Annotated in this window: 17 protein-coding genes; 11 read left to right on the plus strand and 6 right to left on the minus strand. The window is 63.5% G+C overall.

What is annotated here, in order from left to right:
• Positions 1-7 precede the first annotated feature (7 nt).
• Both Q0P52_RS17305 and Q0P52_RS17310 read left to right on the plus strand, forming a co-directional pair.
• Positions 8-940 carry a phosphate acetyltransferase gene (locus Q0P52_RS17305; protein ID WP_293813781.1) on the plus strand — a complete coding sequence of 311 codons (933 nt, stop codon included), beginning with the start codon at positions 8-10 and terminating at the stop codon, positions 938-940.
• Positions 937-2,094, plus strand: coding sequence for an acetate/propionate family kinase (locus Q0P52_RS17310; RefSeq protein WP_293766754.1), 1,158 nt, complete (start codon positions 937-939; stop codon positions 2,092-2,094). Before Q0P52_RS17305 ends, Q0P52_RS17310 begins: the two co-directional genes overlap by 4 nt.
• A gap of 240 nt (positions 2,095-2,334) precedes the next feature.
• Here Q0P52_RS17310 and Q0P52_RS17315 read toward each other — a convergent pair whose 3' ends face one another.
• Positions 2,335-3,396, minus strand: coding sequence for a phospholipase A (locus Q0P52_RS17315; protein WP_293766751.1), 1,062 nt, complete (start codon positions 3,394-3,396; stop codon positions 2,335-2,337).
• A gap of 101 nt (positions 3,397-3,497) precedes the next feature.
• Positions 3,498-3,761, minus strand: coding sequence for a 30S ribosomal protein S20 (rpsT, locus tag Q0P52_RS17320; RefSeq protein WP_293766749.1), 264 nt, complete (start codon positions 3,759-3,761; stop codon positions 3,498-3,500).
• Positions 3,762-3,888: 127 nt separating this feature from the next.
• Here rpsT and murJ point away from each other — a divergent pair, with 127 nt between their 5' ends.
• Genes murJ through queF form a run of 3 tightly spaced genes read left to right on the plus strand, consistent with a single transcriptional unit; the run spans position 3,889 to position 7,074 of the window.
• A complete protein-coding gene (murJ, locus tag Q0P52_RS17325) occupies positions 3,889-5,424 on the plus strand; it encodes a murein biosynthesis integral membrane protein MurJ (RefSeq protein ID WP_293766747.1) in 1,536 nt (511 codons plus the stop codon).
• 4 nt (positions 5,425-5,428) lie between these two features.
• Positions 5,429-6,190 (plus strand): CPBP family intramembrane glutamic endopeptidase, encoded by a 762-nt coding sequence (locus Q0P52_RS17330; RefSeq protein WP_293766745.1) that lies wholly within the window; start codon positions 5,429-5,431, stop codon positions 6,188-6,190.
• A 44-nt stretch (positions 6,191-6,234) separates the two neighbouring features.
• Positions 6,235-7,074 carry an NADPH-dependent 7-cyano-7-deazaguanine reductase QueF gene (queF, locus tag Q0P52_RS17335; protein WP_293766743.1) on the plus strand — a complete coding sequence of 280 codons (840 nt, stop codon included), beginning with the start codon at positions 6,235-6,237 and terminating at the stop codon, positions 7,072-7,074.
• Between the two features lie 82 nt (positions 7,075-7,156).
• Here the strand turns inward: queF and Q0P52_RS17340 are convergent, their stop codons facing one another.
• Positions 7,157-7,837 carry a pseudouridine synthase gene (locus Q0P52_RS17340; protein ID WP_293766740.1) on the minus strand — a complete coding sequence of 227 codons (681 nt, stop codon included), beginning with the start codon at positions 7,835-7,837 and terminating at the stop codon, positions 7,157-7,159.
• Between the two features lie 177 nt (positions 7,838-8,014).
• On the opposite strand from Q0P52_RS17340, the gene Q0P52_RS17345 reads away from it, so the two are divergent.
• Positions 8,015-8,725 carry an alanyl-tRNA editing protein gene (locus tag Q0P52_RS17345; protein WP_293766738.1) on the plus strand — a complete coding sequence of 237 codons (711 nt, stop codon included), beginning with the start codon at positions 8,015-8,017 and terminating at the stop codon, positions 8,723-8,725.
• A gap of 122 nt (positions 8,726-8,847) precedes the next feature.
• Complete coding sequence (locus Q0P52_RS17350; RefSeq protein ID WP_293766736.1) at positions 8,848-9,546, plus strand: Bax inhibitor-1 family protein; 699 nt, start codon at positions 8,848-8,850, stop codon at positions 9,544-9,546.
• 101 nt (positions 9,547-9,647) lie between these two features.
• Here the strand turns inward: Q0P52_RS17350 and parE are convergent, their stop codons facing one another.
• Both parE and Q0P52_RS17360 read right to left on the minus strand, forming a co-directional pair.
• Complete coding sequence (gene parE / locus Q0P52_RS17355; RefSeq protein WP_293766735.1) at positions 9,648-11,612, minus strand: DNA topoisomerase IV subunit B; 1,965 nt, start codon at positions 11,610-11,612, stop codon at positions 9,648-9,650.
• 97 nt (positions 11,613-11,709) lie between these two features.
• A complete protein-coding gene (locus Q0P52_RS17360) occupies positions 11,710-12,261 on the minus strand; it encodes an RNA pyrophosphohydrolase (RefSeq protein ID WP_293766733.1) in 552 nt (183 codons plus the stop codon).
• Between the two features lie 191 nt (positions 12,262-12,452).
• On the opposite strand from Q0P52_RS17360, the gene Q0P52_RS17365 reads away from it, so the two are divergent.
• The 4 genes from Q0P52_RS17365 (at position 12,453) to pssA (ending at position 16,743) form a co-directional block, all read left to right on the plus strand.
• The gene (locus tag Q0P52_RS17365; protein ID WP_293766731.1) at positions 12,453-12,584 is read left to right on the plus strand and encodes a hypothetical protein; all 132 of its coding nucleotides are present in this window, start codon (positions 12,453-12,455) and stop codon (positions 12,582-12,584) included.
• Between the two features lie 71 nt (positions 12,585-12,655).
• A complete protein-coding gene (locus Q0P52_RS17370; RefSeq protein WP_293766729.1) occupies positions 12,656-13,984 on the plus strand; it encodes a glutamine synthetase family protein in 1,329 nt (442 codons plus the stop codon).
• An 8-nt stretch (positions 13,985-13,992) separates the two neighbouring features.
• Positions 13,993-15,309, plus strand: a complete 1,317-nt coding sequence (locus tag Q0P52_RS17375) for an FAD-binding oxidoreductase (RefSeq protein WP_293766727.1) — start codon at positions 13,993-13,995, stop codon at positions 15,307-15,309.
• A gap of 102 nt (positions 15,310-15,411) precedes the next feature.
• A complete protein-coding gene (gene pssA, locus Q0P52_RS17380; protein ID WP_293766725.1) occupies positions 15,412-16,743 on the plus strand; it encodes a CDP-diacylglycerol--serine O-phosphatidyltransferase in 1,332 nt (443 codons plus the stop codon).
• A 65-nt stretch (positions 16,744-16,808) separates the two neighbouring features.
• Here the strand turns inward: pssA and Q0P52_RS17385 are convergent, their stop codons facing one another.
• Positions 16,809-17,660, minus strand: coding sequence for a hypothetical protein (locus Q0P52_RS17385; RefSeq protein WP_293766723.1), 852 nt, complete (start codon positions 17,658-17,660; stop codon positions 16,809-16,811).
• Positions 17,661-17,826: the final 166 nt, after the last annotated feature.

Below are 17,826 nucleotides of genomic sequence, written 5' to 3' on the forward strand. Positions count from 1 at the left end.
ACCCGACATGACCAAGGACGACAAGGCCTTCGACGACATTCTGCAACAAGCGCAGGCGTTGGGCCCGCTGCCGATGGCGGTGGCTCACCCCTGCAGCCGCGAGGCGCTGCTGGGCGCCACGGAGGCGGCCGAACACGGCATCGCCACCCCCATCCTGGTAGGGCCGCGCGCCAAGCTGGCCAAGTTAGCCGAAGAGCTGGACATCGATCTCGGCCGCTACGAGGTGGTGGACACGCCGCACAGCCACGCCTCGGCCGAGCAGGCCGTATCGCTGGTGCGCGACGGCTACGCCGACATCCTGATGAAGGGCAGCCTGCACACGGACGAATTCATGAGCGAAGTACTGGCGCGCGGCACGGGCATCCGCACCGACCGTCGCATCAGCCACGTCTTCATCATGAAAGTGGAAAGCTACCCGCGTTATCTCTTCATCACTGATGCCGCCATCAGCATCGCGCCCGATCTGATGACCAAGAAGGACATCTGCCAGAACGCCATCGACCTCACCCACGCGCTGGGCATAAGCCGGCCCAAGGTAGCCATTCTGGCGGCGGTGGAAACCATCAATCCGGCCATGACCGCCACGCTGGATGCTGCCGCGCTGTGCAAGATGGCCGATCGCGGCCAGATCACCGGCGCCATCCTCGACGGGCCGCTGGCCTTCGACAACGCCATCTCGCACGAGGCCGCGGACACCAAGGGCATCGTGTCGCAGGTGGCAGGCGATCCCGACATCCTGCTGGTGCCGGATCTGGAATCGGGCAATATGCTGGCCAAGCAGCTCACCTATCTGGCTGCGGCCTCCTCCGCCGGCGTGGTGATGGGCGCGCGCGCGCCCATCGTGCTTACCAGCCGTGCCGAAGACGCGCACGGACGCCTTGCCAGCGCCGCCGTGGCCAACCTGCTGGCGCACAAGCGCCGGGCCGGGATGGCCGCATGATCCGCGCCCTGCTTGCCGTCAATGCCGGTTCGGCCACGCTCAAGTTTCGCGCTTACGCACTGGACGAGGCCGGCACGCCCCTCTTGATGCGCGGCATGATCGACCGCTTCGGTCAGGCCGGCGCTTTGCTGCAGCTGGCCGACGCCCAGGGCAAGCCGCTGGAAGACCGCAAGTTGGCCGAAGACGGACGCGAGGCCGCCATTGCCGCCATGATCAACACCCTGGCGGATCACGGCCTTGCCGCCGGCAAGGTGGTGCACCGCGTTGTGCACGGCGGCGGGCGCTTCACGGCTTGCACACCACTGAATGAGGCGGCCTGCGCCGAGCTGGCAGAGTTCATCCCGCTGGCGCCGCTGCATCAGCCGGTCAGCCTGCATGTGATTGAAGCCTTCCGCGCGGTGGACCCAGGCCTGCCCCAACTGGCCTGCTTCGATACCGCCTTTCACGCCGACCAGCCCGAAGTGGCCACCCGCTTCGGCATCGCCCGCCACTGGCACCAGGAAGGCGTGCGCCGCTACGGCTTTCACGGCCTGTCCTACGCCTCCATCAGCCGCAAGCTGCCGGCGCTGGGCCTTGCCGATGCGCGGGTAGTGGTTTGCCACCTGGGCAGCGGCGCTAGCGCCTGCGCCATCCAGCAAGGCCGCAGCGTGGCCTCCAGCATGGGTTTCTCCGCTGTGGACGGGCTGATGATGGGCACCCGCCCCGGCTACCTGGATCCTGAAGTGGTGCTGTACTGGATGGAACACGAAGGCATGGGCGTGGCGGACGTGCGCCGCGAGCTGTACAAGAATTCCGGGCTGCTGGGCGTTTCCGGCGGCATCAGTTCGGACATGCGGGACCTGCTGGCCAGCCCGCTGCCGGCCGCGCGCGAAGCGGTTGAACTGTTCTGCTATCGCACCACGCGGGAAATAGCCAGCCTGGCGGCGGCGATGAAAGGGCTGGATGCAGTGGTGTTCACCGCCGGCGTTGGCGAGCATTCAGCGGAAGTGCGCGGGAGAGTGTTGTCCCAACTGGGCTGGCTGGGATTCGAACTGGATCACGTGGCCAATCTGTCGCATTACAGGCAACTGACCACCGCCGCCAGCCAGCGCCACGCCTATGTGCTGGCCACCGATGAAGAAGGCGAAATGGCTCGCCAGGCATTGGCAGGCTAAGAGCGGCTAACAAAAATCAGTATCACGGCAGAGGCAAGGCGCGCCGACGCAGTCAGTACTTGAGTACGGCAAGGAGGAGCAACGCAGCATCAGGGATTTGTTAGTCGCTCTAAACACGCCGCGCCGGGAGGCTGCCGCTCCGAACCCATACGCCACAACACCAGCCCCGCAACGGGACAACACCGGCAGCGCCCACAGCGCTGCCGCCCCTTCCTGCCGACCAAGCAGCTCGGCCCCGCCTCAGTTGGCCAGCCAGTCGTTGAGCATCAGGCCCACCCCCACCGCCTGCGTGCGGTAGTTGTAGTCGATCAGGCTTTCGCCATAACCGTTGAAATACTGTACATAGCCGCGCAGCCTGTGAAACACCGGGAAGGTCCAGTCCAACTGCAGCGCGCCCTTGCCACTGCCGGCATTGAGCCGCCCCAGTGCGGCAAACGTGTGCGAACCCGTGCTGTACACCGCCTGCACATCGCCATAGCCCATGTATTTGCTGATGTCCGGATTGTCGTCATTGCCGGCGCTCTCCGAAAGTCGCCGCCACACGCGCGCATTGACCGTCCAGGGACCGCGCTCGGCGGAGGCCGTCAGATAAACGCGGTTCCAGCTGCGCGACAGCGGGTCGGACTGGCCATTGGACTGATGCACCAGCCCCGCGCCCAGCATGCGCACATCCCAGCCCAGCGCATGCCACGACACCGGCAGCGTGGCGACCAGCTCCGGCTCGTAGTCGGTTTCGCGGAACGGCGACGATTGTTCCTTGTTGTACAGCTGCCAGTGCGATTGCTGGGTATAGCCGAACCACAGGTCGGCCGGACTGCCTAGCAGGTTTTCCCACAGCTTGGTCTTGAAGGAAATCTGGAACTTGGCTTCGGTATGGTCCAGTACCCGGTCGAACAGGTCGGCGGAGCCGCGACTGGGCGTCTGCGGCGTGCGGTTGGGGTGCTGCAGATACCAGACCGGCATCATGTAAGTGGGTTTGTGGGCGCGCAAGACGAAGATGCCGCGCTTGTCGTCCTCGTCCAGATCCCACTGCCGCGCCAAGGGCGTATGCAGGGCTGGCGAGCCTTCCGCCAGCACGGCGGTCGGCGCAGGCGGCTCCGCTCCCTCTGCAGGTTGGGGCGCGACGGCAGCCACGGCCGGGCTGGCCGAAGCGGCAAGATCGAAACAGGCCAGTCGTTCCGTGGCCTGAGCCACGTTAGCGCAACGCCCCATGGCCTCGGCGGCCGTTTCGGCCAAGGCGGCGCCGGACAACCCCGCAAGGACAAGCGGCCACAGCCGCCGGACAGGCATGATGATGCTCATGTGCTCTCCTTCAACCAATGCGGGCCGACCGGCGCGCCGCAAAAAACAAAAGGCCCCGCAAGCGGGGCCTTTTCGTATCAGCACAGTGCTGGTCCGTTGAATCAGGCCATGGCCTTGATCTGAGCGGACAGACGGCTCTTGTGACGAGCAGCCTTGTTCTTGTGGAACACGCCCTTGTCAGCGATACGGTCGATGACTTTGGTGGAAGTCTGGAATACCAACTTGGCGGCGGCCTTGTCACCAGCTTCGATTGCCTTGATTACTTTCTTAACTGCAGTGCGGAATGCAGTACGCAGGCTGGCGTTATGCGCGCGCTGCTTCAGGGCGGTACGTGCGCGCTTGCGAGCTTGTGCGCTGTTAGCCATGAATCTTTCTCCTGATGAGCGGAATCTGAAACCCGCGATTCTAATCCGCATCCACAGGTTTTGCAACAATAAACCCTCCGGCGTAAACTAGCGGGCCTTCACTCATTGCCTCGACACAACAATATTCATGAACCTGCTCAAGGCGCTGGCGGCAGTCAGCAGCATGACCATGGTCTCGCGCGTGCTGGGTCTTGCCCGCGACACCATCATCGCCCGCACATTCGGCGCGGGCATGTCCGCCGACGCATTCAACGCGGCGTTCAAGATTCCCAACATGCTGCGCAGACTGTTTGCCGAAGGCGCTTTCTCGCAGGCTTTTGTACCGATTCTGGGCGAATACAAGAACCAGCGCAGCCATGAAGAAACGCGCCTGTTTGTCGCCAAGGTTACCGGCGTGCTGGGCTCGGTGCTGTTGCTGGTCACCGCGCTGGGCATGCTGGCCGCGCCGCTCATCATGTGGATTTCCGCGCCCGGCTTTTATCGCGAGCCGGCCAAGGCCCAGCTGTTCGCCGACATCCTGCGCGTTTCCTTTCCCTATATCTTCTTCATTTCGCTGTCGTCCATGACCGGCAGCGTGCTCAATAGCTGGGGCAGGTTCTCGGTGCCGGCTTTCACGCCCACCTTCCTCAATCTCAGCTTCATTGTCTTTGCGCTGTTCACCACGCATTACTTCCATCCGCCCATCATGGCGCTGGCCTGGGCGGTGTTTGTCGGCGGCCTGATCCAGCTGGTTTGGCAGTTGCCCTTCCTCAAGCAGATCGGCATGCTGGCGCGCCCCGTCTTCGACTTCAAGGACCCGGCGGTATGGCGCGTGATCCGCCAGATGGGTCCGGCCATTTTCGGCGTGTCGGTGGCGCAGATTTCCCTGCTGATCAACTCCACCTTCGCCTCCTTCCTGCCCACCGGCAGCGTGTCGTGGATGTATTACGCCGACCGGCTGATGGAATTCCCCTCCGGTGTGCTGGGCGTGGCGCTGGGCACCATCCTGCTGCCTTCGCTCTCCAAACACGCGGCCAGCAAGTCCGAAGGCGAGTTCAGCGTGCTGCTGGACTGGGGCATCCGCCTGTCGCTGTTGCTGGCGGTACCGGCCACCGTGGGCCTGGGCATCCTGTCCGGCCCGCTACTGTCCACGCTGTTCATGTACGGCCGTTTCACCGCCCACGATGCGCTGATGTCACAACAGGCGGTGATTGCCTACTCCTTCGGTTTGCTGGGCCTGATTCTGGTGAAAGTGCTGGCGCCGGGCTTTTATGCGCGCCAGGACATCAAGACGCCGGTACGCATCGCCCTGATGACGCTGCTGGCCACCCAGCTGATGAATCTGGCCTTTGTGTTCCCGCTCAAGCATGCCGGCCTCGCGCTTTCCATCGGCCTAGCCTCCTGCATCAATGCCTCACTGCTGCTGCGCACCTTGCTCAAGCGCGGCATTTACCGGCCGCAGCCGGGCTGGAAGCCCTTCCTTGCCCGCATGGCGCTGGCCATCGCGGCCATGTCGGCGGTGCTGGTGCTGCTGCAGTGGCTGCTGCCCATCCGCTGGGATGGGCATGCCTGGCAACGCGTGCTGTGGCTGGTGCTGCTGGTGACGGCCGGCGCGGTGGCGTATTTCGCCGCGCTGCTGGGCATGGGCTTCCGTCCGCGCGATTTCATGCGCAAGGAGGTCTGAGCCCTTGCGCGTCGCCGCCCTCCTGCCAAGGGCAGACCGGCAAGCCGCCGCCATCCTGTTGGTGTGCAGCCTGTGCCTGACTCTGCTCTATTACCCGACCAACCGTTATTGGATGCTGGGTTGGCTGCAGGAGGCCCTGCCCGCGCTGGCGCCGGCTTTTGAGCGCGCGGTGGTGCGCAACCCGGACACCCAGCTCTACCGCTCCCTGTTCTGGGCGCTGGCCAGCATCGTCAGCTACTGCCTGCTGCCGCTGCTGCACATCAAGTTGGCGCTGCGCCAGCCGCTGGCGGATTTTGGCCTGGGCCTGCCCGACCGGCGCACGCTGCTGACCGATCTCAAGCTGTTTCCGCTGTTTTACGCAGTAATGCTGCCGCTGGTCTGGTGGGCATCGGCGCAACCGGGCTTTCTCAAGGTGTATCCGTTTTTCCGCCTTGGCCCGCAAGAAACCCTGTGGCCCCACTGGGCCCTGTGGGAGCTGCTCTATTTCGCGCAATTCGCCGCGCTGGAGTTTTTCTTCCGCGGCTATATGGTGCACGGTCTCAAGCCGCGCTTCGGGGTGTCCGCCATCTTTGTGATGGTGCTGCCCTATTGCATGATTCACTTTGAAAAGCCGGTGCTGGAAAGCCTGGCGGCCATCATCGCCGGCGTGGCGCTGGGCGCGCTCAGCTACCGCTACCGCTCCATCTGGCTCGGCATCGCTCTACACTGCAGTGTGGCGCTGACCATGGACCTGATGGCCCTGTGGCGCAAAGGCCTGCTTTTCTGAGTCGGGTGGCATCCCCGGCTCGCCTCTTTCACGGAACGCATCACATGACCATTCCTCACCAAACGCCCGAGCTGTCGCCGCTGGGCAAAACCGTCAGCTATCAGGACCACTACGACCCCAGCCTGCTATTTCCCATCGCCCGTCAGCAAAAACGCGATGAAATCGGCGTGGACGGTCGGGCCCTGCCGTTTCACGGCGTGGATATCTGGACCGGCTTCGAACTGTCCTGGCTCAACCCGCGCGGCAAACCGCAAGTGGGCATCGCCACCTTCCGCATTCCGGCGGACAGCCCCTGCCTGATCGAATCCAAATCGTTCAAGCTCTATCTCAACAGCTTCAACCAGACTCGCGTCGACAGCCTTGCCGCGCTGGAAGCCATGCTGGCGGCCGACCTTTCCCAGGCCGCCGGCGGCGCGGTAGCCGTGAGCGTGGCGCTGCCGCAGGCCTTCGCCGCCGAAGCCATCCGCGAACTGGACGGCGACTATATCGACGACCTGGATATCGATGTCAGCCAGTACGCGCCCTGCCCGGAAGCCCTGCGCGCCGACACCGGCGACATCGTCAGCGAAACGCTGTGCAGCAATCTGCTGAAATCCAACTGCCTGGTCACCGGCCAGCCGGATTGGGGCAGCGTACAAATCCGCTACACCGGTCCGCGCATCGACCGCGAAAGCCTGCTGCGCTACCTCATCGGTTTCCGCCAGCACAATGAATTCCATGAGCAATGCGTGGAGCGCATCTTCAGCGATCTGAGCCGCCGCTGCGCGCCGCTGCGCCTTACCGTCTACGCGCGCTACACCCGCCGCGGCGGGCTGGACATCAACCCCTGGCGCAGCAACGCCGACGACGCGCCGCAAGACAATATCCGCACCGCGCGGCAGTAAACGCCGCTTTCTGCAGGCACAAAAAGGTTGGCCGAAGCAGCGTCGCTTCGGCCAACCTTTTGTTTTCTGTACGACGCCGCCATCAAAACGGCACGGGGGCCTCGAACTCCATCTCTTCAAACGTCACCGGATGGCGCAACACCAGCCGCGAAGCGTGCAGCAGCAAGCGATCGGCCTTGGCCAGCACTTCCGGCGGCGCATAAATGTCGTCGCCCAGAATCGGGTGGCCGCCATCCAGATGCAGCATATGCATGCGCAACTGGTGGGCGCGCCCGGTCTGCGGGTCCAGCTCCATCCGCGTCACCTGCCGCGCGCCGTCGCGCAACAGTACCCGGTAGTGGGTGATGGCTTCCTTGCCCTCCTGATAGTCCACCTTCTGCCGCGGCCGGTTCGGCCAGTCGATGATCAGCGGCAGGTCCACCGTGCCGCTATTGTTCTCCACAATACCGTCCACCACCGCCACGTAGCGCTTCTTCACCTTGCGATCCATGAAGGCGATGGACAAGGCGCGCTGCATGGCCGCGCCGCGACCAAACACCACCAGCCCGGAAGTGGCCATGTCCAGCCGGTGCACGGTCAGCGCATCCGGATACACCTTCTGCACCCGGCTTACCAGGCAGTCGTCCTTGCCTTCGCCGCGACCCGGCACGGACAGCAGGCCCGAGGGCTTGTCCACTACCAGCAGGCATTCGTCGGCAAAGATCACCGATAGGCCGGTATCCGGCGGCGGATTGTAGATTTCCAGATTATGGCTTTGACTCATGGCGACACGCTTCGGCCAACCCTGCGATTGGCGAGGAAAACAGAAAGACGGGCGATTATCGTCCCCCGCGCGCGCGGCCACAAGCTGTCACCCCGTATTTGCCGGGTTGCTGCTACTTGAAATGCCGCGCCGACGCCATCACCCTGTCATGATTCACCCCTGATGCAAGGAGCTGTCATGCCGGAGCGTTTTTATCTCGACCCCTACCAAACCACACTGGATACCCGCGTCCTGCGGCATGACGAGGCCGGACTCGTGCTGGAAGACACGCTGTGCTATCCGCTGGGCGGCGGCCAGCCGGGCGACACCGCCACGCTAACGCTGGCCGACGGCACGGCGCTGGCCATTGCCGATACCCGCCGCCAGCGGGAAACCCGCGAGATCCTGCACCTCGTCGCCGCCGACACCCCCCGCCTTGCGCCCGGCACGGCGGTCACGCTGACGCTGGACTGGCAGCGCCGCCACCGCCACATGCGCGTGCACACCGGCCTGCATCTTTTGTCCGTCGTCATCAAGGCCGGTGTCACCGGCGGCAACCTCACCGCCGAATCCGGTCGACTGGATTTCGACCTGCCGGAAGGTATGGAGCTGGACAAGGACGAGATCGAGCGCGGCCTCAACGCGCTGGTGGCGCAAGATTTGCCGGTAAGCATACAAATGACCAGCGGCGAAGCGCTGCGGGCCCGCCCCGAGCTGATCAAGACCATGTCGGTAACGCCGCCGCTGGATCTGCCGGAAATCCGCCTGATCGAGATCGCCGGGGTGGACCTGCAACCCTGTGGCGGCACGCATGTGCGCAGCACCGGCGAAATCGGTCGCATGGTAGTGAAGAAAATTGAAAGCAAGGGCGCGCGCAACAAGCGCGTGGTGGTGGCGCTGGCCGACTGAACCCGTCATACGCAGAGGCCTCCCGCCAACCGGGCATTATTGCCATTGTCATCAAGCAGTGCTAGCGTGGCCCCATTGCGGGCGCGCTGCGCCTTGTTTTCATTGTTTACGGGAGTCTCGTCATGTCTCTGGAACCCTCTTACGCCGGCGTCGGACCAAGCCAGCTGGCGGACCGCGCCACTTTCATCCGCCGCACCTATCTGCATCTGGCCGCCGCGCTGGGCGCCTTCATCGTGCTGTGCGGCGGCTTTGTCGTGTCCGGCCTCGGCGCGGCCATGATCCAGGTACTGGCCAAAACCTCCTACAGCTGGCTGGTGGTGCTAGGCGCCTTCATGCTGGTGGCGCGCATGGCCACCCACCTGTCGGAAAACAGCGAATCCAACCGTACCCAGCAAGCCGGGCTGGCGCTGTACGTGCTGGCCGAGGCGCTGATCTTCGCGCCGCTGCTGACCATCGCCACGATAATTGATCCGGTGATCGTCCCCACCGCCGGTCTGCTGACCCTGCTGCTGGTGGGCGGCCTCACTTACACCGCCTTCAGCACCAAGGCCGACTTTTCCTTCCTCGGCCCCATCCTCGCCATCGCCAGCCTGGTGGCGCTGGGTGTGATCATCTGCAGCGTGCTGTTCGGCTTCACGCTGGGCATCGTCTTCTCCGGACTCATGGTGCTGCTGGCCGGCGGCATGATCCTGTTCGATACCTCGCGCATCATCAACGACTACCCCACCGATCGTCCGGCTGGCGCGGCGCTGCATCTGTTCGCCTCCATCGCCCTGCTGTTCTGGTATGTGGTGCGCATCCTCATGGCGCTGCGTCGCTGAACCGGACGCTCTGGCTGCAGGCTTCGACCAGCACTGGCATCGCCAACAAAAACGGGACCCGAAGGTCCCGTTTTTCATGCCGACAAGGTTTGCCGAAGGCGTCAGATATCCGCTTCCACCTCGTTGCCGCGCGCTTCCATCCAGCTGCGGCGGCTGGAGGCTTCGCCCTTGCCCATCAGCATCACGAAAGTGGACAGCGTGTGCGTCAGCTCGCCCGGACGCACGCGCACGCGCGACAGCCGGCGGGTATCCGGATTCATGGTGGTGTCCTTCAACTGCTCGGGGTTCATCTCGCCCAAGCCCTTGAAGCGGGAAATGCTCCAGGCGTTCTCGCGCACGCCTTCGCTGCGCAGACGGTCGAGAATGGCGTTCATCTCCGCCTCGTCCAGTGCGTACAGCTTGCGCGGCGGGCGGTTCTTGCCCTGCCCCGGCACATCCACGCGGAACAGCGGCGGCTGGGCGATGTAGATGTTGCCGTTTTCGATCAGCCGCGGGAAATGGCGGAAGAACAAGGTCAGCAGCAACACCTGAATGTGCGAGCCGTCCACGTCGGCGTCGGACAGGATGGCAATCTTGCCGTAGCGCTGACCGGACAGATCGGGCTGATCGTCCGGGCCGTGCGGGTCCACCCCGATGGCCACCGAGATGTCGTGGATTTCAGCATTGGAAAACAGCTGGTCCTTGTCGGTTTCCCAGCTGTTCAGCACCTTGCCGCGCAGCGGCAGGATGGCCTGGTATTCCTTGTCGCGCGCCAGTTTGGCCGAACCGCCGGCGGAGTCGCCCTCCACCAGGAACAGCTCGTTGCGATCAATGTCCTCGCTCTCGCAGTCGGTCAGCTTGCCGGGCAATACGGCCACGCCGGAGCCTTTTTTCTTTTCGACCTTCTTCACCGACTTCAACCGCGACTGGGCCTGACGAATAGCCAGCTCGGCAATCTTCTTGCCGGCTTCCACGTTCTGGTTCAACCACAGCTCCACCGGGTCGCGCGTCAGGCCCGACACCAGTTTCAGCGCATCGCGGCTGGTGAGCTTGTCTTTGGTCTGGCCCTGAAATTGCGGGTCCAGCACCCGGGCGGACAAAACGAAGCGCACCTTGCCCCAGACATCTTCCGCCATCAGCTTGACGCCGCGCGGCAGCAGATTGTGGTGATCGATAAAACTCTTCACCGCCTCGAATACGCCGGCGCGCAAGCCCGCCTCGTGCGTGCCGCCTGACGGGGTGGGAATCAGGTTGACATAGCTTTCGCCGCTGGCGCCGTCCTCAAACCAGGACATGGCCCACTGCGCGCCCTCGCCGCGCGCAAACTGCTCATGGTCGTCGCCAATGTAAGCCTCGGCGGCGAACAAGGGCGCTACCGGCTCGTCGCCGTTGCACAGCTCGGCCAGATAGCTCTTCAGCCCCTCGGGATACTGCCAGACCTTCACCTCGTCGCCGCTGGGACGCTCCACGGTCAGCGATACCGCCACACCGGGCAGCAACACCGCCTTGGCGCGCAGCAGGCGCTCCAGCTCCGGCAGCGAGTAGCGCGGGCTCTCGAAATACTTGCCGTCCGGCCACACCCGCACGCGCGTGCCGCTGGTGCGCGGCCCGCAATCGCCCACACGGGCCAGCGGTTCGATCACGTCGCCGCCGGCGAACACCAGGCGATGCACGCCGCCTTCGCGCTTCACTTCCACTTCCAGCCGGGTGGAAAGCGCATTGGTCACCGACACACCCACGCCGTGCAGGCCGCCGGAGAAGGCGTAAGCGCCGCCGTCCTTCTTGTTGAACTTGCCGCCGGCGTGCAAACGGGTGAACACCAGTTCCACTACCGGCACGCCTTCTTGCGGATGCAGACCTACCGGAATGCCGCGGCCGTCGTCCTCCACGCTCAGCGAGCCGTCCTGATGCACGGTAACGGCTATCTTGCGGGCAAAACCGCCCAGCGCCTCGTCGGCGGCGTTGTCGATGACTTCCTGGCAGATGTGGGTCGGATCGGTGGTGCGGGTGTACATGCCCGGTCTTTCCTTGACCGGCTCCAGCCCCTTGAGTACCCGTACCGAGGATTCGTCGTACTGTTGTGTCATGTCTTCACGTTGCCCGAAGAGGAAGGCCGCGCGCTCGCCGCGCGGCGGGGAAATCAAACGTCAACCGGCCCCAACAGGGGCCGGCGCGGTCAATGGCTCAATTGTGGCCGGGCGGTTCGCCGCCCGGCGCCGCCAGCGCCTTGTTCTGGCGGGCGATATAGCTGTCGTAACTTTCCATGCCCTTGAGGAAGCGCGTCAGTTCGGCCAGCGCGCGGATGTACACGTCGCGCTTGAACTCGATGACAGCGTCCACCGGCGCCCAGTAATCGTTCCAGCGCCAGCCGTCGAATTCCGGATGGCTGCTGGCGCGCAGGCAGACATCGCAATCGCGGCCGGTCAGCCGCAACAGGAACCAGATCTGCTTCTGCCCCTTGTAACTGCCGCGCCACTCGCGCCGCACCCAGTTGGTGGGCACGTCGTAACGCAGCCAGTCGCGCGTGCGACCGAGGATCTTCACGTGCTGCGGCAGCAGCCCCACTTCTTCCAGCAACTCGCGATACATGGCCGCTTCCGGGCTTTCGCCCGGCTTGATGCCTCCTTGCGGAAACTGCCACGAATGCTCGCGCACACGCTTGCCCCAGAACACCTCATTTTTGCCATTGATGAGGATGATTCCGACATTGGGGCGATATCCGTCCCGGTCCAGCATGAAAAAAACCTGCAATATGTCTAGTTGACCGAATTTTTGCACATTTCGCTTACTCGTGCCATGCGGGCGCAGAATCCGGGGCATGACGTTTCCACCACAGCGGCATGCCCGCCCGTTGAAAAAAATTGACGCATGCCCACTCCTGCGTATAAAAATCTTCAACGTCATCACCCGCCCAGCCCGATATCGCCATGTCCAGCACCGCTCGCCGCCATCACGCATCCCGCCCCGCAGGGCAGGACAAGGCGCGCGCCTGGGCTTTCCCACAGGCCTTGTCGCTGGGCTTCTTCATTCAGCCTTTCACTGCTGTCGGTCACCGCTGACCGGCCCCGCCCTGCGCGGGGTCTTCGGCCAACCTTTGTCCACTTTTTAAACGACCGACAGGACTTCAACCATGAACCAGATTGGTGAATGGCTGCACCAGCATGGCGTCCGCCATGTGGAGTGCCTTTTTTCCGACCTCACCGGCAGCGCGCGCGGCAAGCTGTTGCCAACCGACACCCTGATCGCCACCGGCGAGTTGCGCTTTTCGCAAGTAGCGCTGGTGCAATCCGTAACTGGCGACTGCCTGCAAGAACTGGTGCCCGAGCTTGATCCCGACATGCGCCTGGTAGCGGATGCCGCCAGCCTGCGCATGCTGCCCTGGACGCGCGAACCCACCGCGCTGTTGATCCACGACTGCCTCTATGAAGACGGCACGCCGGTCCCCTTCTCCCCGCGCAATGTGCTCAAGCGGGTACTGGCTCGCTATACCGAACTGGGCCTGCGCCCGGTGGTTGCGCCCGAAATGGAGTTCTACCTGTTTGCCCCGCGTGAGCGCGCCGATCAGCCGCCAATGCCGCCTCGCAGCCCGCAAGGCATGAGTGAGCGCGTGCGCCAGCCTTATTCGCTGGACAGGCTGCAAGAACAGTCGCCCGCCATGGACGCCGTACTGGCCGGCTGCCAAACCATGGGGCTGCGCGCCGACACCCTGCTGCACGAAGTGGGCAATGGCCAGCTGGAAATCAACCTTTTGCACGGCGATGCGCTGGAGTTGGCCGACCAGGCCTTCCTGTTCAAGCGCCTGGTGCGACAAACCGCCAACGAGCACGGGCTGCAAGCCTGCTTCATGGCCAAACCTCTGGCGGACGACGCAGGCAGCGCCATGCACATCCACCAAAGCCTGGTCTGGGCCGACAGCGGCCGCAATGCCTTCTCGCAGGAGGACGGCGCGGAGGCGCCCCGCTTCGGCCATTACATCGCCGGCCTGCAGCGCTATCTGCCGGAGGCCTTGCTGCTGCTGGCGCCCTACGTCAACTCCTACCGCCGGCTGGCCCCCTTCACCGCAGCCCCCATCAATGTGGAATGGGGATACGACAACCGTACCTGCGGCCTGCGCATCCCGCACTGCAATGCCCATTCCCGCCGCGTGGAAAACCGGCTGCCGGGCGTGGACGTCAACCCTTACCTTGCCATGGCCGCCACCCTGGCCTGCGGTTTGCTAGGTCTTACCGAAGAAAGACAGCCCTCCGCGCCCCTGTCCGGCAGCGCTTACGGTCGCCCCTACGCTTTCCCGCGCACTCAGCTGGAAGCGATTGAGCGACTGCAAGCCTGCCAGCCGCTGATCAACCTGCTGGGCACGGAGTTTGTCGGCACCTACAGCCAGCTGAAACAGAGCGAATGGCGCGAATTCAACCGGCAAGTCACCGCCTGGGAACACCGCTATCTGCTCGATAACGTCTAGGACGCAGGATGAACAGACACGTCGCCCCTCACCTGAGCCAGTTCGACGGCCATCACGTCGACTCCTGGTACGCCGCCAGCGCCCCGCAGCAGGAGCGGTATCCTGCGCTGGAGGGCGTGGTGAAGTGCGACGTCTGCGTGGCCGGCGGCGGCTTTACCGGGCTGTCCGCCGCACTGGCGCTGGCGGAAAAAGGACTGAGCGTGGCGCTGCTGGAAGGCGCCCTGATCGGCTTCGGAGCCTCTGGTCGCAACGGCGGTCAGGTGCTGCACGGCTTCGCCTCGCCCATGCGCCTGTTCGAACAGCAACTGGGCGGCCGCGCCGCCCGGCAGTGCTGGGACGTATCGCTGGAAGGCGTGGCGCTGATCGCCAACCGCGCCCATCGTCATGGCATCGATTGCGATCTGCACTGGGGCTTTCTCTCCACGGCCCGCAACAAGCAGCAACGCCAGGCGCTAACCGCCAGGCAAGCCCAACTGGAACGCTATGGTTATCACGACAGCCAATGGCTGGATCAGGCAGCCTTGCGTGAGCACATCGACTCGCCCCGTTATAACGCAGCGCTGTACGACACGGGCTGCGGGCACCTGCATCCACTCAAGTATGTCCAAGGCCTCGCGCGTGCCGCGCATGCGGCCGGCGTACGCATGTTCGAGCGCACCGCCGTCGCCTCGGTGGATGAGGACCGTCAGGGCCTGCAGATCGGCACCAGCAACGGCTGGGTGCGTGCCGACAAGCTGGTACTGGCCTGCAATGTGGACAATGGCGGCATCCTGCCCGCCCTGCGCCGCACCATCCTGCCGGTAACATCGCACATCATCGCTACCGAACCGCTGCCGGAAGCGCTGGCCAGCAAGCTGCTTCCCACCGGTGCGGCGGTATGCGACAGCGATCGCGTCCTGGATTACTTCCGTCTGAGCGCAGACCGCCGCCTGCTGTTTGGCGGCCGGGTAAAACACGACAACAGCAACCCGAATCAGCTCGTCGACGAGCGCCGCGCCAAACTCGCGCGCGTGTTTCCGCAACTTGCCAACTGTCGCATTGATTACGCGTGGGGCGGTCATGTGGATATGGGCCTCAACAAGCTGCCGCAGTTCGGCCGTCACAGTTCGCGTATTTATTATGCCCAAGGCTTTGCCGGCCACGGCGTAGCGCTCACCGGCATGGCCGGTCAACTGATGGCCGATGCCATCGCCGGCGACATCGGCCGTTTTGACGTGTTTGCCAGGCTGCGCCACCGGCAGGTACCCGTACCCGCCTCGATGGAAGAAAGCCTGATCCGCCTGGGCGTGATGTATCACCGCGTGCGGGATGCGCTGGGGCTGTAAGCTGCAACGCTTTGTCCCAGGCCAAGGCCTGTCCTCGCCACACCCCCAAAGCCGACAAACAGTGCTAGCATTCGTCGTTTAATCGTATTCTGATGGTTGCTCATGGCGCTACTTCCCCGCCGGAATCCCGTCCGGCAACTTCCCCGCATCGGCATCAACGCCGAAGACTTCACCACTCTGCTCTCCACGGCGGACTTTCGGCAAACCTTGCTGGACCGCATCGCCACGGCCCAGCGGCGCATCTATATCGCCGCGCTGTATCTGGAACAGGACGAAGCCGGCCGGGAAGTGATGGCGGCGCTGCAGGAGGCCCGCCGCGCCAGACCCGAGCTGGACATCCGCATCATGGTGGACTGGCATCGCGCCCAGCGCGGCCGTATCGGCGAAGCCGCCGGTGATTGCAACGCCGCCTGGTACCGCCAAGCCTGTGCTGAACAGGATATTCCCGTTTATGGCATCCCCGTGCAAACGCGCGAACTGTTCGGCGTATTGCACCTCAAGGGCTTCGTCATCGACGAGACGGTAATCTACAGCGGCGCCAGCCTCAACAACGTCTACCTGCACAAGCTGGACAAATACCGCTTCGACCGCTACCACCTGATTCACAGCAAGGCGCTGGCGGACACCATGACTTCCTTCATGGAACGCTATTTTTTCAACGACCCGGCAGTCTTCCGCCTCGACAAGCCGGTGCCGTCCTCACGCAGCATCCGCAAGGAAATCCGCGCCTTCCGCGCCCGGCTGGAAAAAGCCAGATACATTCCCTCCGGCCTGCAAAACCGCTCCGGTCTGGGCGTCACCCCGGTGGCAGGCCTTGGCAAGGGCAACCCGCTCAATAAGCTGATCCTGCAATTGCTGGATCTGAGCCAGCACAAGCTGGTGATCTGCACGCCCTACTTCAACTTCCCCACTCCCGTGGTGCGCGCGCTCAACCGCGCGCTGCGCCGCGGCGTGCGCATCGACATCATCATCGGCGACAAAACCGCCAACGATTTTTATATCCCAGACAGCGAACCGTTCAAACTGATCGGCGCACTGCCCTACCTGTACGAGATGAATCTGCGTCGCTTCGCCAAACGCCATCAGAGCCAGCTGCTCAGCGGCCAGCTCAACCTGCACTTGTGGAAGGACAACGACAATACCTACCACCTCAAGGGCTTGTGGTGCGATGACGAACATCTGCTCATCACTGGCAACAACATGAATCCGCGCGCCTTCCGGCTGGATCTGGAAAACGCGCTACTGGTGCACGACCCGGACCACAAACTGGCAGGGCAAAGCCATATGGAACAAACATCCATCCTGCACCACACCCACAAGCTGGCTGACTATCACGAACTGGACAGCGTGCGTCACTACCCGGAGAAAGTGCGAAAGATCCTGACTCGCCTCAGTCGGGTGCGCATCGATCGCATGCTCAATCTCATGCTCTGACACTGCCGCATCATGCAAAAAGCCGCCCCAAGGCGGCTTTTTCACAATCCTCCATACCGCCGGGCTCAGCGGGACGAACTGAACCAGCCCGTCGGCGTGCAACGTGTCCACTGTACGCCGGGTCGATAGAACAAGGCCGACTGCCCGCGCGACAGCTGCAGAAACGATGGCTGCTGCAACATGCTGATGCGGCCCTGCTGCACCAGAAAGTCCACGGAATACTTGGGATAGGCCATCACCAGATCATCACCCAAGAAGTTCACATCCTGCGGCCGCAAGATCCCTGCCAGCTTGCCCTCCTCGTCGCCAGGCTCCACGGTGCCCAAGGCAGCAATCAAAGCATCCTCGCGCTGCTTGTCTTTCATGTCCTCCCTGGTGCGATTGAGCGTCTTCACCACGTTCAGAGGATTGGTGCCCATATCGATCAGCGACTTGAGCTGCCCAACCATGGGATTGTCCACAATCGACTTGATGCTCTGCGTAGTGGACTTGCCGCTGAATACCAACTCCACCGCCCCGGCGGGCTTCATCTGCGCCAGCAAACTGTCAGCCCACTCCGCGGCATCCTTGCCCCAGTAGCGTTGATTGGCAGTGGCAAAGCCACGGCAAGAATAAAAAGCCTCCGCCTGCCGCCGGGTCAGCGTACCCGCCAGGCGGCCGTCAACAAACACCACACCGCCCACCTCGCCCTCCGTCAGACCCACATAAGCCACCTGCCGGCCCTTCTCGTCCTTCATCACAAAGCGCTCCATTGCCGCTTCGGCAGGAATCGCGCGCAGCACATCGCGTCCAGCGCTCTTCTCATCGATAGCCAGCTTGCCTGCGCCAGTTACCGAATCCGGCAAGGCCGCCGCCAAAGCGGAGCCCCCCGCCAACACCCACATCGCAACCAGACCAATACGACTCATTGCACGCATGCAACTCTCCTTCCTGACAAGCAAATATGGCAAAACGGCTACGCTACTCGCACCTGCATGACAAAGCAATGCAGCGCGTCAAACCTTGTGATCACGCGTCGTAAATGACTGAATCACACACGTTTGCCGAAGAGTCTGGCAAGGAGGCCAAAGACCCGATGGGGAG

Origin of the sequence: uncultured Aquitalea sp., from assembly GCF_945957525.1 — a bacterium.
Classification (GTDB): Bacteria; Pseudomonadota; Gammaproteobacteria; order Burkholderiales; family Chromobacteriaceae; genus Aquitalea.